Here is a 13631-nt window from a genome sequence, read left to right as displayed (position 1 = left end):
CTTTCCCGTTTCAGCCCCTTGCTGGCTCCCCGATTGTTGATTAGCGCCTGACCCCGCGCAACGCTTTCCCTGATGCAGTTTTCTCTTCCCCGAGTCGACTCGCAAAACGCTGTAACAACCTGATCATTTGCACTTTTTACCGGAATGCAGATATAAAAAATCCCCGGCTTTTTGGGCCAGGGATATTCATAGATGAATATTTATTCTACGTTTTCTGCGACGGGAGTTGTTGAGGTTAAGGTTGAAGTCAATGCCGCCAGCGAGCCGCCTGAAACGCCAATTTCATTGAGCAAGGAGTCAATCAGCGGTGCCTGTGTGCGGTAAGAAAGGGCGGCAGACAATGCCTGTTCCGCCAGATTTCCGCCACCAACGCTGCCTGATGCCGCATCCCCCGCAGCGCCACCACGGTTCAATCCATCGACCTGAATAATCTTGATGCCGTCGATAGACTTCATCGGTTCAACGGATTTCTCTATTACCGCAGGTAACGACTGTAGTAGCGCCAGTTTGAATTTAAGGCTGGTTTGTTCATCAGAAAGTACGTTGATAGCGTCGTTCAGCGCACGTTGCGCTTCTGCTTCCGCCAGGCCTTTTTTACGCGTAGCTTCGGCTAACTCAACGATCGCTGCCGCCTGCATCTCTGCGGCTTCTTTCTCTGCTTTCGCCCGCACGGTCAGTTCGACCGCTTTGGTTTCTGCGTCTTGCGCTGCGGCAATCAGCGCCACCTGCTTGGCACGATCGGCTTCGGCTGTCTGGCGAGTGGTTTCTACGTTTTGTTGCGCACTTACCGCTTCTGCAAGTGCGAGGTTGGCACGCGCTTCTGCTTGGGATTGTTGCTCTGATTTTGCCGCAATGGCGATTGATTTCGTCTGGTTGGCGATTTCGGTGACCTGCTGCTGTTCGATCTCTTTAATGCGAACTTCACGTTCAGCCTCAACCTTTCTTGAGCGGACGGCCTGTTCGCGGTCGATTTCCGTTTCCTGAATCTGTCGTTCAGCCAGAATTCGCGTCTGCTCTGCTTCACGACGACGTTCAGCTTCAAAAGCCGCAATTTTCGCATTCTGCTCAGCGGTACGGGTTTTAACCTGCTGCTCCTGCTCAAGCGTCATAAACGCTTCTTGCTGTTCAATCTCCAGCTTCCGCGAAAGAGCGTCTCGATTTTTCTCACGCACCGCAACTTCTACATCCTGTTCAACTTCGTTACGCTCGCGACGACGGCGTTCCGTCTCCTGGGTTAGTTTGGTCAGACCTTCGGCGTCAAAAGCGTTGTTCGGGTTAAAATGCTCTTTCGAAGTCTGGTTAAAGTTTGTGAGTGAAACACTTTCCAGTTCCAGCCCGTTTTTCGACAAGTCTTCTGCCACGGTATTTTGTACACCCTGCACGAAGTTCTCGCGGGTATCCTGTAACTCATGCATGGTCATTTGCGCAGCGGTGGCGCGTAGGGCATCGACGAATTTATCCTCGACCAGCATACGTAAATCTTCTGGTGATAGCGTGCGTTGCCCCAACGTCTGGGCCGCAGTGGCAATGCCTTCTACTGACGGTTTTACCCGTACAAAGAAAGCCACTACAACATCAACACGCATACGATCTTTCGTAATCAGGCTATCAATAGTAGAACGGCTGACTTCCAGCTTGAGCGTATTCATATTGATAGGAATGATTTCGTGGAAGATCGGCATTACGATTGCGCCGCCGCTCATTACCACTTTTTGCCCGCCTAACCCGGTACGAACAAATGCCTGCTCGGCAGATGCCCGACGATAAAGTCGCGCGAAAATAATACCGATAATAAACAGAACACATACGGCAACAATCGCCATAAACATCCATGACGGTACTAAGTTAACAATATCATCCATTATTAAATTTCCTTTTGATTAAATATTTACAATATATTTGGCCAGGGATTTTTTTCTGCTAAATATCGTGTTGCAGAAAGTCGGCAAATAATCAATACCTTGTCACCTTTGGTGAAGTTTTTTCCTTCTTCAGGTTCCAGTAATAAATAGTGTATTTGACCAAATTGATCGGTAAGTTTTCCTTCACAGGGTCTGCCAGATATTGCCTGATGACCGGTAATTAATGCCATGCAGCCAATATATTCTTCTTCTGTAATAGCAGAACTATGATCGCGAGGAATCCAGGGGGCGATCGCCTTGCCGATATAATGCACTGTAATAACAGTGAGCAGTAAACAAACAGGAACCACCAACAGGTTTGAGAGCGGAGCTTTCCAGACCGTCACGCAGGCATGCTGTAGAACGATGCCGATAAGGCCAAAAAAACCAGCTAACAGGCAGAGGATGACGAGGGCTGGTAGCCTTCCAATATTAAGATAATGAAGTGCCTGACTAATATTACCTGTGGTTATGGAATCGTAATGATCAAGATGTGCATCAAGAGCACCGGAGAGCATGTGACCGCAGACAATAGCAATAATTTCTAACAGGCCGATCAAAAGTACAAAGGAAATAGCGAAAAGATAAGGTGTGTTATAGTCGGCAAATAAAATCATCAGTCACTCCATCGTCCATTCAGTGACGCATTGTTTACTATGGTATGATTTCCTTCCTTACATTTATCTTTGCTAATAATAACATGCGTTAGTGAAATTTTAAAAGGGAAAGTCTTTTAACGTTGTAATTATTTTCAATAAAAAGTGTGATCCAAAACAATATATTTACGCACGTTATGTTTAAAGGCACTACACTGATTAAGGAATACTGAAATCAGAAAAAGCATATGGCCTTAAAAGGTATGCGATAACCGGAGGATGTGCTTATGGATCATGGTCTTAATTCTTTAAATAATTTCGATTTCCTGGCGCGTAGTTTTGCCAGAATGAATGCTGAAGGTCGACCGGTCGATATTCTGGCCGTCACTGGTAATATGGATGAAGAACACAGAACCTGGTTTTGCGCTCGTTATGCCTGGTATTGCCAGCAAATGACACAGTCAAGAGAACTGGAACTAGAACATTGATATTACGGGCCGTCAGGCCCGTTTTTGTGGTGCTTTATTCTGCTTTATCAACTGGCGGGATGGCGGGAGGAGATTGAACTTCTGCTGCCGGATTACTACGAGCTTCCAGTTCACTGATGCGCTGCTCCAGTAACGCCAGTTTCTCACGAGTCCGTAACAGGACCTGCGTCTGCACATCGAATTCTTCGCGGCTTACCAAATCGAGGCGAGTCAGCTGTGCTTGTAGGGTTTGGCGGATTTTTTTCTCCACATCTTCCCCGAACTCCCTGATTCCTTTAGGCATTGATTCGTGAACCTGGCGAGCAATTTGCTCAATTTTTTTCGGGTCAATCATTGTAGTTTCCCTGTACTGATAGGTGTTTGGTGCCATTGTAGTGCGATAAGGGTAAGTCATAAACCAGAATTATGTGAACCTATGCGTTGCTGCCGCTAATCATTAGCGTTATAGTGAATCCGCTTATTCTCAGGGCGGGGCGAAATTCCCCACCGGCGGTAAATCAACTCAGTTGAAAGCCCGCGAGCGCTTTGGGTGCGAACTCAAAGGACAGCAGATCCGGTGTAATTCCGGGGCCGACGGTTAGAGTCCGGATGGGAGAGAGTAACGATTCTGTCGGGCATGGACCCGCTCACGTTATTTTGGCTATATGCCGCCACTCCTAAGACTGCCCTGATTCTGGTAACCATAATTTTAGTGAGGTTTTTTTACCATGAATCAGACGCTACTTTCCTCTTTTGGTACGCCTTTCGAACGTGTTGAAAATGCACTGGCTGCGCTGCGTGAAGGACGCGGTGTGATGGTGCTTGATGATGAAGACCGTGAAAACGAAGGCGATATGATCTTCCCGGCAGAAACCATGACCGTTGAGCAGATGGCTCTGACCATTCGCCACGGTAGCGGTATTGTTTGCTTGTGCATAACCGAAGAACGCCGTAAACAACTCGATCTGCCAATGATGGTCGAAAATAATACCAGCGCCTATGGCACTGGTTTTACCGTGACCATTGAAGCTGCTGAAGGTGTGACTACCGGTGTTTCTGCTGCTGACCGTATCACGACTGTTCGCGCTGCGATTGCTGATGGTGCTAAACCTTCAGACTTGAATCGCCCTGGCCACGTTTTCCCATTGCGCGCACAGGCGGGGGGTGTACTGACTCGTGGCGGTCATACCGAAGCGACTATTGATCTGATGACGCTGGCAGGCTTTAAACCTGCAGGTGTGCTGTGTGAACTGACTAATGACGATGGCACCATGGCCCGCGCGCCAGAGTGCATCGAGTTTGCCAACAAACACAATATGGCGCTGGTCACTATTGAGGATCTGGTTGCATACCGTCAGGCGCATGAGCGCAAAGCTAGCTGAAAATAACTGCTAAGACTGGTGCGATAATCAAAGAAACCGAAGCTGTAGAAGGCTTCGGTTTTATTTTGCCCTTACCCTGCTGAATGTAAATTTCACCGCTTTATCTATGAGTAAATTTCACTAATATCAGACAACCTTTTTCATTATGATCAAAATCATATAAATGTTCCGATATTATGCGACCATATAAATATATCCGAAAATGGATATGTGAAATTTATGCGCTAAATGTTTGGTATTGTTAAATATTAAGGGTAAAAAGGATGTTTATCTCCTGGTACTGGATTGTATTGATTGCGCTGGTTGTGGTGGGGTATTTCCTGCATTTGAAACGTTATTGTCGGGCGTTTCGCCAGGACAGAGACGCACTGCTTGAAGCGAGAAACAAATACTTAAACAGTGCGAGAGAAGAGACAGCAGAAAAGCTGGAGTAGTGCTTCTGCGATGCCTGCAGATGTTGTCCATGCTGGACAACATCTGAAGTTGTTTTCAACCAATTCCCGCCGTTTGTAACAGCACTAAACTAAATCCCATTACTGACATCCCACACAGCACGCCATAGCTGGGATTATTATTGGGATCAATCTCTTTGGCTAACGGCATTAATTCGTCCACGGAGAGCGCCACCATGATTCCTGCAACCGCCGCCATGATTGCCGCCATGACCACCGGGGAAATCATGCTACCAAGGATTAACCACGCCAGAACGCCGCCGAGAATTTCCGCCAGCCCAGAAATCCCCGCCCACAGAATTGCGGTGCGTTTCGACCCCGTTGCCGCGTAAACCGGCCCCGCAACCGCCAGACCTTCAGGAATATTGTGCAACGCCACGGCCAGTGAGATGCCAAAGCCCAGCTCCAGGTTACTGCTTGCCGTAACAAAGGTGGCAATCCCTTCCGGGAAGTTATGCAGACTGATTCCAAGAGTGAGCAGAATAGCAGTGCGCTTGATCGATTTGGGCAACGGTTGCACCGATTTTTGCATTAAATCCTGCGGATGCGCATGCGGCAACATGCGGTCCAGACCAAAATAGCCCAGCAGACCAAAGATAAACATCCCGTAGCCCAGAACGGGGGACATTCCTTCAGCGGCTAATGCGGCAGGGAGCATCTCCATCAATGAGATAAGCAACATGATCCCCGCCGCAAACCCTAGCGAAAACGCCAGCAGTCGGTTCGAGGGTTTTTGCCCGAGAACGCCGAGAAACGCGCCAATAAACGTGGCTGCCCCCGCCAGTATGGTCAGAATGAGAGGTACTGACATCGACAACTCCTTATAAATCTTCACCTTCAGGCAGATCGTCAAAATAACTGATGATGATCATCATCGTTATCCGGGTTCTTACTCCGCCGAACAAGCGTATTGTGAGGATATCAAAATGACACCTTTAGTTAAGGATATCATCATGTCTTCAACACGTATGCCAGCATTGTTTTTAGGTCACGGTAGTCCGATGAACGTGCTGGAAGATAATTTGTATACCCGCAGCTGGCAGAAGTTGGGGATGACATTGCCACGTCCGAAAGCGATTGTCGTGGTTTCGGCTCACTGGTTTACCCGTGGTACAGGAGTGACTGCGATGGAGACGCCGCCAACGATTCATGACTTTGGCGGCTTTCCGCAGGCGCTGTACGACACCCATTATCCGGCTCCTGGCTCACCGGCTTTGGCTCAGCGATTGGTTGAGCTGTTAGCGCCAGTGCCTGTCACACTGGATAAAGAAGCCTGGGGCTTTGACCACGGCTCGTGGGGCGTACTGATTAAGATGTATCCGCAAGCGGATATCCCGATGGTGCAGTTAAGTATTGATAGCACCAAACCCGCCGCCTGGCACCTTGAGATGGGGCGTAAACTGGCAGCGCTGCGAGATGAAGGAATAATGTTGGTCGCCAGCGGTAACGTGGTGCATAACCTGCGCACGGTGAAATGGCATGGCGATAGTTCCCCCTATCCGTGGGCGACGTCGTTTAATGAGTATGTGAAAGCGAATCTGACGTGGCAAGGATCGGTGGAGCAGCATCCTCTGGTGAATTATCTCGACCATGAAGGTGGCGCGTTATCGAATCCAACACCGGAGCATTACCTGCCGCTATTGTATGTTTTAGGTGCATGGGATGGGCAGGAGCCAATTACCATTCCGGTCGATGGTATAGAAATGGGCAGTTTAAGTATGTTGTCGGTGCAGGTAGGTTAATAGATGAAGAAAACCGAAGCCAATTTCTGGCTTCGGTTTGCATTACCTTACTTTCTCAGCAGCTTGAGTCCCCATGCGCCGCTCATCACTAATAGCAGCAATAAGCAAAGACCAAAAGCCAACATACAGGCCTGAGCCATGTTCATAAAGTGCCACGGCGGTAGCAGATACCAGCCTTCAGATTGCTGATACATCGCCACAAACCACTGCTGCATACTGCTCAGTGTGACGCCATCGGGAACGATTGGCGCATCATAGCCGCAATCCCCGGTAGGTTTGAACCAGTTTGGTGCCCACTGTGCCAGCGGCAGGTTAAAGGGGAAAGTTGGATCGGTAGAGCAACCCTGAACGCCAAACAGTGAATCGGGATCCGGGTTATGCACCGCATGGTGGATATCGTTCAGTTTGAATGAAAACTTCAGCCCCATGATGCTGCCGTAAAATGCCATCACGCAGCCAATCAGCTTAAGGATGATGTTCTTCGGGTTGATCGCCGCAACCAATCCTCCAATAACCATCACAAACATGGCATAGCGAATGTATACACATTGCTCACAGGGGGCCATGTAGAGATAGATCTGGAAGAAAGAGTGCGCCAGGATAATTAACGCGCCCATCGCAACGGCCATTAACAACCACAAAAAGCGTTGCTCCTGCCATCTGACCAGTGTGTCGACTGGTGATGTGCGAAGGTCTTTCCACATTCCCTTAATACCCATAGCCTGTTTCCCTGTTATTTGCTTGCTAACTCACGGATAAGGTCTGCCATCGCGTCGATGGATTTGATGCTTTTGGTGTAGATCAAGTACTTACCATTAACGACATAAGCTGGAACACCCTGGATTTTGGCGACTTCATAAGAGGCTTTCCATTTTTCCAGTGTTTCTTGTACCGCTGGCTCTTTCAGTGCAGCTTCAAAATCCGCCTGGCTCATACCAGCAGCATCCAGACCCGTTTTGATAAAGGCCGCGGGATCTTTACCGTCAGACCAGCGTTCTTTTTTGTCGTGATAAGCCGCGTAGTAGGCAAACTTGGCTTTCTTAAACTGAGAGTTAGCATCAAATAAGGAAATACCTGCTGCTTTATCTTTATTGATCAAGACAGCAAAGACTTCGCTCGCCTGTTTACCGTATTCGCCTTTGGTTTCCAGATGGAACGGCGTGAAAGCAACGACATCTTTCACTTTTTCCGATACCGGACCGGTAACCGCTTTGTCGTACTTGTAACAGAACGGGCAGGCGTAGCTGAATACCTTAATCAGCGTTTTGTCGGCATTCGGAATCGGTTTTTCCAGGACCATATAATCCGTGCCTTCGGTAAATGCAGAAGCAGTAAATGAAACCGCCAGAGCCGCAGTAAGTAGTACGCTTTTAAACAGTGATGAGATCCCTAATTTCGACATTTTTATTCCCTTCTTAATTATTTAAACATCTGTTTTGGACGGACTAACAGCGCACGGTAGTGAGTCTGGTTGGGTTTATCAGACATCACGTCGATTTCCACTTTCACTTCTTTGGTTTTGTAGTCGATCTCGTTCAACTTACCGACGGTCGGCTGACCGACGTCAAACAGATGAATGGAGCCACCGAAGCCGAACATGGTGTCACGGTCAGCCTGGTATTCGATAATGGAGGTGATTGGGCTATAGAAATCGTAACCGCGTTCTTTACCGTATTCCCAAACTTGCTGAACGGTACCTTTCTTCTCATCAATCTTATATTCCACAAAACGGGAATATTTCATGGTTGGTAAGGCAGGTTGTTCCAGATGGCGACCGTCGCCGTTATCAAAGATAGTGAGTGTACCTTTGCTGGAGATCCATGCGGTATGCTGGGTATAGGTGAAGTCGAAGTCTGAGTTTTCACACAGGCCATTTTCGTTACAGGTGATCGGCTTACCGTTAGCGTCAACGGGTTTCAGCAATTTGCTGGCCAATGGTTTTTCCCAGCCTTTCGAGGGGGCAAGGATCCATTTCACTTGTTTATCACGACCAATTTTCACAACGCCCTGGTGACGAGAAGAGAGGATAATTGAGTCATCTTTCGCGTCATAGGCGATGGAGTTGACGTGCGCCCAGTTACGACCTGGTCCTACACCCAGCGCGTCGCCAAACGGCGTATCTGGTTCCAGTTTTGCCTGCTGTCCGGCGTGAGCAAGATCAACGTTAACGCAAACTGCGCCAGCATCCAGTGCACCGAGCAGAGCATCACGGTTTCGGATCGAGGATCTTCGTCAGATCCCATACATCGACAACGCGACCAGATTTATCGACTTCGAGGATATGATCACGAATGGTGGTGACGTGTACGCCGTCATCGCGACGGTAGTTACTCTTACCTACGCGCAACAGTACCGTACCATTAGGCGTCTCAATGGATTCATGAGTGGCGTCAGCGAATCCGCGCGGCAGTTTATGATCTTCCAGCACCTGACCCATCATGTCGAACTCGTACCAGTGCTGGCCTTGTACTGCGGTAAAGGTGCCGCGTGGTGTTTCGCGGATACCCATCAGATAACCACGTTTGTTGATATTACGGTCACGGCCATCGTAGAAGGTGTCTTGATCCAGCCACCAGCGGTATTCACCTTCGGTATCGACAATGAAAGTAAAGGGTGCGATATCAAAAGGCAGTGCGCCGGTTGCCGGACCTGCATCGAGGATCCCGGCATTTTTATCTTTCTCACCGTGCCAGTGGAGATCGGAACCTTGTGCCGTAAAGGTGTGGGTATTAACCAGATAGAGGCGATCTTCAAAACCAGGTGCGACTTTAACGACTTTGGTCTGCTGTAGATCAGAGATGGAACGGTTATCCATGTAATTGTTGACGATGGCTGAAGTTTGCACCACGTAATCATCTTTCATGGCCTTGCCGTTTTCTTTCCACTCAACGGTCACTTTGTTGGCAAATTTCTGATAAAGACCAAAAATCGGTACACCATCGTAAGTTTTTAGTGACTCCTGGCCTACGGGATAGCTGATTTCAACGCCTTTTTCGCCCTTCCCGTGGACGGTAACTTTGACGTCAGAAATGACGTGGCTATCTAAGTTAACCAAAGCAGTCAGTGGGGCATTGCCGTAGGGATCGACAATGACTGCACCGAGTTGCCCGGCAGGTGGTGCAGGTTTAAAACCCGCCGCCATTACGCCAGTTGCAGACAATCCCAGAGCTAATGCCACCGTTCCAGCTACCAGTGTTTTTCTATATTTATCAAACATGGATATATCTCCTTATATAACGCAAATATATAATAATGATGAATATCGACTGTTGAGATGGTACTAATAAATTTGTTTTGTGAATGAAAAATGTGACTCTAATAAAATATGAGAATGTTTTGCTGCTTTTGAATATGTTGTTATTTGTTGAAACAACTATTTATTTTTAATGGATAGTAGGGTGGCGATATATCAATAACAATGTTCAATATTGCGTAGTGTGATCTCTTCGACATTGTTTTTTAATTATTAAATTAAAACATGAAGAGATAAAAATAAAATATTTAATCTATATCAATGTGTTATGCGGTGATTTATTCGCTTACTTTAATTGCAATATCACTTACATATGACGATTTAACATTAAATTGGTTATTAATGTTAAATAAAGGTTGGAGATGTATAGGTTTATATATTGATGGAGATTATAAATGATGGATTATGAAAAGTTGCCCCGATTATCGGGGCAACATTAAGCAGTGTTATTCAACAAAAATATGTGGATAAAACCGAGACATATCCTGGGTGATCAACGCACGGTCTTCACGAATGCCAATTCCGGCGGGTTGATCGTTCACCAGCCAGCTACCAATCAACATATAGCTGTCGCCAAATTTCGGCAGCGGATGGAATTGTTGAACAATCATGCCTTCTTCGCCATACGGACCTTCTGCTGCTTCAATGGTTTTGCCATTCTCGATAATCGACACGTTTGCGCCTTCACGCGAGAAGATTGGCTTAACCACATATTTTTCCATTTCTGGATGATCATCTTCCGCAAAATAAGCGGGCAACAGGTTCGGATGATTCGGGAACATCTCCCACAGTAGCGGCAGAAGCGCTTTGTTGGAGATAATGCTCTTCCACGCCGGTTCCAGCCAGCGTACGCCAGCATCTTCCAGCTTGGTGGAGAACATCTCGCGCAGCATAAATTCCCACGGATACAGTTTGAACAGGTTAGCGATGACCTGATCCTGTAAATCCGTGAACTGACCTTTTTCACCTAAACCGATATCGTCGATGTACAGGAACTCGGTAGCAATTTCAGCTTCCGTCGCGCAGTCCTGCAAATACTGGATGGTGCCACGATCTTCCACCGTGTCACGACAGCAGGTGAGATGCAGCAACTGGAAGCCATACTGTTCACGCAGCTCGACAAAGCGATCGATCAGCTTTTCTTGCAGACTGTTAAACTGGTCGCTGCCTTCCGGCAGGTTGCCCGCGTTAAGCTGATCTTCCAGCCAGATCCACTGAAAGAATGCTGCTTCATACAGTGATGTGGGCGTATCAGCGTTATTTTCCAGAAGTTTAGGTTCGCCAGTGCCATCCCACGCCAGATCAAGACGCGAATAAAGCGATGGCTGGTGAGTCAGCCAGGACTGACGCACAAAACTCCAGGTATGTTTCGGTATGCGGAATTTGGTCATCAGCTCATCGCTGGCGATCACTTTTTCCACCACTTTCAGGCACATCTGGTGCAGTTCGGCGGTGACTTCTTCCAGCTTTTCAACCTGGGCGAGGGTCAACTTGTAGTAAGCATCTTCACACCAGTACGGCTCGCCGTACATGGTGTGAAAATTGAAACCGTATTCGTGGGCTTTTTCACGCCAGTCTGGGCGCTCGGTAATACTGACTCTTTCCATCGGTATCAGCCACCCATTGAACGAGAAGAGGTGCCGGTTGCGCTACGCTGCATAGTGCTTTGTTTGGCAACAGATTCACCAAAGCCGCCGCGAGTAACGGTAGTGGTGGTCGCCGGTTTTGGTGCCATTGCCGTCTTCGGTACGGTCATGGTGCGGCCTGGCTGGCTGCGCCATAGTTTTTACCCGTCGCGTCGGTATATTTACCGTAAGCCGGGCTGGCTGGGTTTTTCGAGGAGAACAGCGGCTGCTGTGCAAATCCCGCGCCGCCGCCCATCAGACGTCCCATCATGTAACCGGCCATCAGCGGCATCCAGAAACTCCCGCTGGATTGCTGGGCCTGCGCCTGGTTTTCAGGTGCCATGCCAGCCTGGGCTGGCGCCTGCTGGCACTGACCTTCACCAAATTCGGCAATACAGTCTTCACGAGTGGCGTATTTCGGCGCAGTACGTTCTGCTTCTTTCAGCGCATTGTTGTACGCGGTGGTACATTCGGCGCTTTTGCCTGGGTTTGCAGCTGAACAGTCGTCAGCATTTTGATAGAGAGACACAGTTTCATCACTCTTTTCACAGCCTGCCAGCATAAAAACAGTAGCAACAGCGAGAGCGACAGGTGTCAGGTGGCGTGCGCTCCAGTTTTTGCGGAACGATGCGTGGCGTATGGATTTTGTCCGTTTCATTTTTGTCTTCCGGGACCAGTGGTAAATACCCATCAGAATAGAGGATGGCTGGTCGAAATTGAAGCGAGAAGGGGGAAGAATGCGGCAGATAACCCGTATCTTTACGTTGCCTTACGTTCAGACGGGGCCGAAGCCCCGTCGTCGTCATCAGTTACGGAAAGGGTTATGACCGTTACTGGTGTTAGTGCGTGCGGATGCTTGCTGAACGGCTGGTGCCGGGCTATCAGGTGCATAACCGTCAGCAATAGCATTCTGTTCTGGCGTTTGCGGCGCAACGTTTTCTGGATTAGTAGAAACCGGTTTGCTCAGCGCATTGTTCAGTGCCAGCAGATCCTGCTCGTTCAACGTACCCAGAGCTGATTTAATATTCAGCTGGTTAATCAGGTAGTTATAACGCGCATTTGCCAGTTCTTGCTTGGCGTTGTACAGCGTAGTGGTCGCGTCCAACACATCAACAATGGTACGCGTACCGACCGAGTAGCCCGCTTCCATCGCGTCTAAAGAGCTTTGGGCGGAAACCACGGCTTGTTTGTAGGCGTTAATGCTACTGATAGATGCATTAATGTTGTTGAAGGAGGAACGCACGGTCTGCACGACGCTACGATGGGCGCTTTCCAGTTGCTCGCTGGCACCGACAAAGTTGTACTGTGCCTGTTTCACCTGCGAGTTAACCATTCCGCCCTGATAAATCGGCAGCGAGAAGCTCAGGCCCACTTTGTTCTGGCCCATATTGCTGTCGTCATACTGGCCTGTGGTCGCACCACGGGTTTTTGAACCGCTGTAAGAGGTGTCAGAAATTCCGGTAGAGGCCGTCAAATCCAGAGTCGGTAAGTGACCGTCCTGCGCCTGGCGAATTTGCTCGCGCGCCAGGTCCTGGCTCAAACGTGCCTGTAACAGGGACAGGTTGCGTTTTTCGGCTTCTTTCAGCAGCGCGTTAACCGGCTGTGGCTTGTCGGTCTTGAAGTTTTCGACATTCAGCGCCGCCAGTTCCGGATAGTAGTTACCGGTGATCTGACGCAGCTGCTCAACGGCGTTGTCGAGGTTGTTACGTGCGGTCACTTCGTTCGCCAGCACGGTATCGTACTGTGCGCGGGCGTTCTGCACATCGGTGATCGCCACCAGGCCCACGTTAAAGCGTTGGGTGGTTTGATCTAACTGACGGTAGATTGCCTCTTTTTGTGCCTGAGTATAAGAAAGCACGTCAATGGCATTCAACACGTTGAAATAAGCGGTCGCGGTGTTGAGGATCAAAGTTTGTTGATCGGTCTGGTAAGTGACGTCCTGAATACCGGCAGCTTTTTCCTGCAAAGTCAGTGCGCGCCATTTCGACATATCGAAAATGGACTGGGTCAACTGTAGGGACGCACTGGTTGCGTTAGAGTTGATGCCGTTCGCGTCGNNGCTACGTACGTCTGAGCATCGATCGATGTACAGCTACGACGTCTGAGCATCGACGATGTACAGCTACGTACGCGAGCATCGATCGAGTACAGCACGTACGTCTGAGCATCGAGATGACAGCTACGACGCTGAGCATCGATCGATGTACGCTCGT

General features: G+C 48.8%; 11 protein-coding genes, 3 pseudogenes and 1 riboswitch. Of the genes and pseudogenes, 4 read left to right on the top strand and 10 right to left on the bottom strand.

What is annotated here, in order from left to right; genetic code table 11:
- Positions 1-200 precede the first annotated feature (200 nt).
- The gene (locus CRI63_RS03190; RefSeq protein WP_135518478.1) at positions 201-1862 is read right to left on the bottom strand and encodes a flotillin family protein; all 1662 of its coding nucleotides are present in this window, start codon (positions 1860-1862) and stop codon (positions 201-203) included.
- Positions 1863-1888: 26 nt separating this feature from the next.
- Positions 1889-2518: an OB-fold-containig protein gene (locus tag CRI63_RS03185; RefSeq protein ID WP_130210458.1), complete on the bottom strand. Its 630-nt coding sequence runs from the start codon at positions 2516-2518 to the stop codon at positions 1889-1891.
- Positions 2519-2784: 266 nt separating this feature from the next.
- Here CRI63_RS03185 and glgS point away from each other — a divergent pair, with 266 nt between their 5' ends.
- Positions 2785-2985, top strand: a complete 201-nt coding sequence (glgS, locus tag CRI63_RS03180) for a cell surface composition regulator GlgS (protein WP_130210460.1) — start codon at positions 2785-2787, stop codon at positions 2983-2985.
- A 34-nt stretch (positions 2986-3019) separates the two neighbouring features.
- Here glgS and ubiK read toward each other — a convergent pair whose 3' ends face one another.
- The gene (gene ubiK, locus CRI63_RS03175) at positions 3020-3319 is read right to left on the bottom strand and encodes a ubiquinone biosynthesis accessory factor UbiK (protein ID WP_064529620.1); all 300 of its coding nucleotides are present in this window, start codon (positions 3317-3319) and stop codon (positions 3020-3022) included.
- Between the two features lie 121 nt (positions 3320-3440).
- Positions 3441-3589: riboswitch (FMN riboswitch) on the top strand.
- A 103-nt stretch (positions 3590-3692) separates the two neighbouring features.
- Here ubiK and ribB point away from each other — a divergent pair.
- Positions 3693-4346 (top strand): 3,4-dihydroxy-2-butanone-4-phosphate synthase, encoded by a 654-nt coding sequence (gene ribB / locus CRI63_RS03170; protein WP_113305203.1) that lies wholly within the window; start codon positions 3693-3695, stop codon positions 4344-4346.
- Between the two features lie 263 nt (positions 4347-4609).
- The gene (yqiD, locus tag CRI63_RS23880; RefSeq protein WP_165382779.1) at positions 4610-4780 is read left to right on the top strand and encodes a protein YqiD; all 171 of its coding nucleotides are present in this window, start codon (positions 4610-4612) and stop codon (positions 4778-4780) included.
- A gap of 55 nt (positions 4781-4835) precedes the next feature.
- Here yqiD and zupT read toward each other — a convergent pair whose 3' ends face one another.
- Positions 4836-5609 (bottom strand): zinc transporter ZupT, encoded by a 774-nt coding sequence (zupT, locus tag CRI63_RS03165; RefSeq protein WP_014639308.1) that lies wholly within the window; start codon positions 5607-5609, stop codon positions 4836-4838.
- Between the two features lie 142 nt (positions 5610-5751).
- Between zupT and ygiD the strand changes: the two genes are divergently transcribed.
- Positions 5752-6540 (top strand): 4,5-DOPA dioxygenase extradiol, encoded by a 789-nt coding sequence (gene ygiD, locus CRI63_RS03160; protein WP_167851595.1) that lies wholly within the window; start codon positions 5752-5754, stop codon positions 6538-6540.
- A 47-nt stretch (positions 6541-6587) separates the two neighbouring features.
- On the opposite strand, the gene dsbI is transcribed toward ygiD, so the two are convergent.
- From dsbI to tolC, 6 genes and pseudogenes are all read right to left on the bottom strand, one after another.
- On the bottom strand, positions 6588-7259 hold the full coding sequence (gene dsbI / locus CRI63_RS03155; RefSeq protein WP_130218214.1) for a protein-disulfide oxidoreductase DsbI: 672 nt from the start codon (positions 7257-7259) through the stop codon (positions 6588-6590).
- 14 nt (positions 7260-7273) lie between these two features.
- Positions 7274-7942, bottom strand: a complete 669-nt coding sequence (locus tag CRI63_RS03150; protein WP_000040018.1) for a thiol:disulfide interchange protein DsbA/DsbL — start codon at positions 7940-7942, stop codon at positions 7274-7276.
- 17 nt (positions 7943-7959) lie between these two features.
- Positions 7960-9757 (bottom strand): annotated as a pseudogene (locus tag CRI63_RS03145) (aryl-sulfate sulfotransferase).
- A 482-nt stretch (positions 9758-10239) separates the two neighbouring features.
- Entirely contained in the window at positions 10240-11400 is a 1161-nt protein-coding gene (locus CRI63_RS03140) for a glutathionylspermidine synthase family protein (RefSeq protein ID WP_130218210.1), read from the bottom strand.
- 5 nt (positions 11401-11405) lie between these two features.
- Positions 11406-12076 (bottom strand): annotated as a pseudogene (locus CRI63_RS03135) (DUF1190 family protein).
- A gap of 147 nt (positions 12077-12223) precedes the next feature.
- A pseudogene (tolC, locus tag CRI63_RS03130) lies at positions 12224-13474 on the bottom strand (outer membrane channel protein TolC); the annotation flags it as partial.
- Positions 13475-13631: the final 157 nt, after the last annotated feature.

Origin of the sequence: Escherichia sp. E2661 (assembly GCF_004745185.1) — a bacterium.
Taxonomy (GTDB): domain Bacteria; phylum Pseudomonadota; class Gammaproteobacteria; order Enterobacterales; family Enterobacteriaceae; genus Escherichia.
The sequence above is the reverse complement of the archived record's forward strand: the minus strand, read 5'-3'. Positions and strand labels throughout refer to the sequence as shown.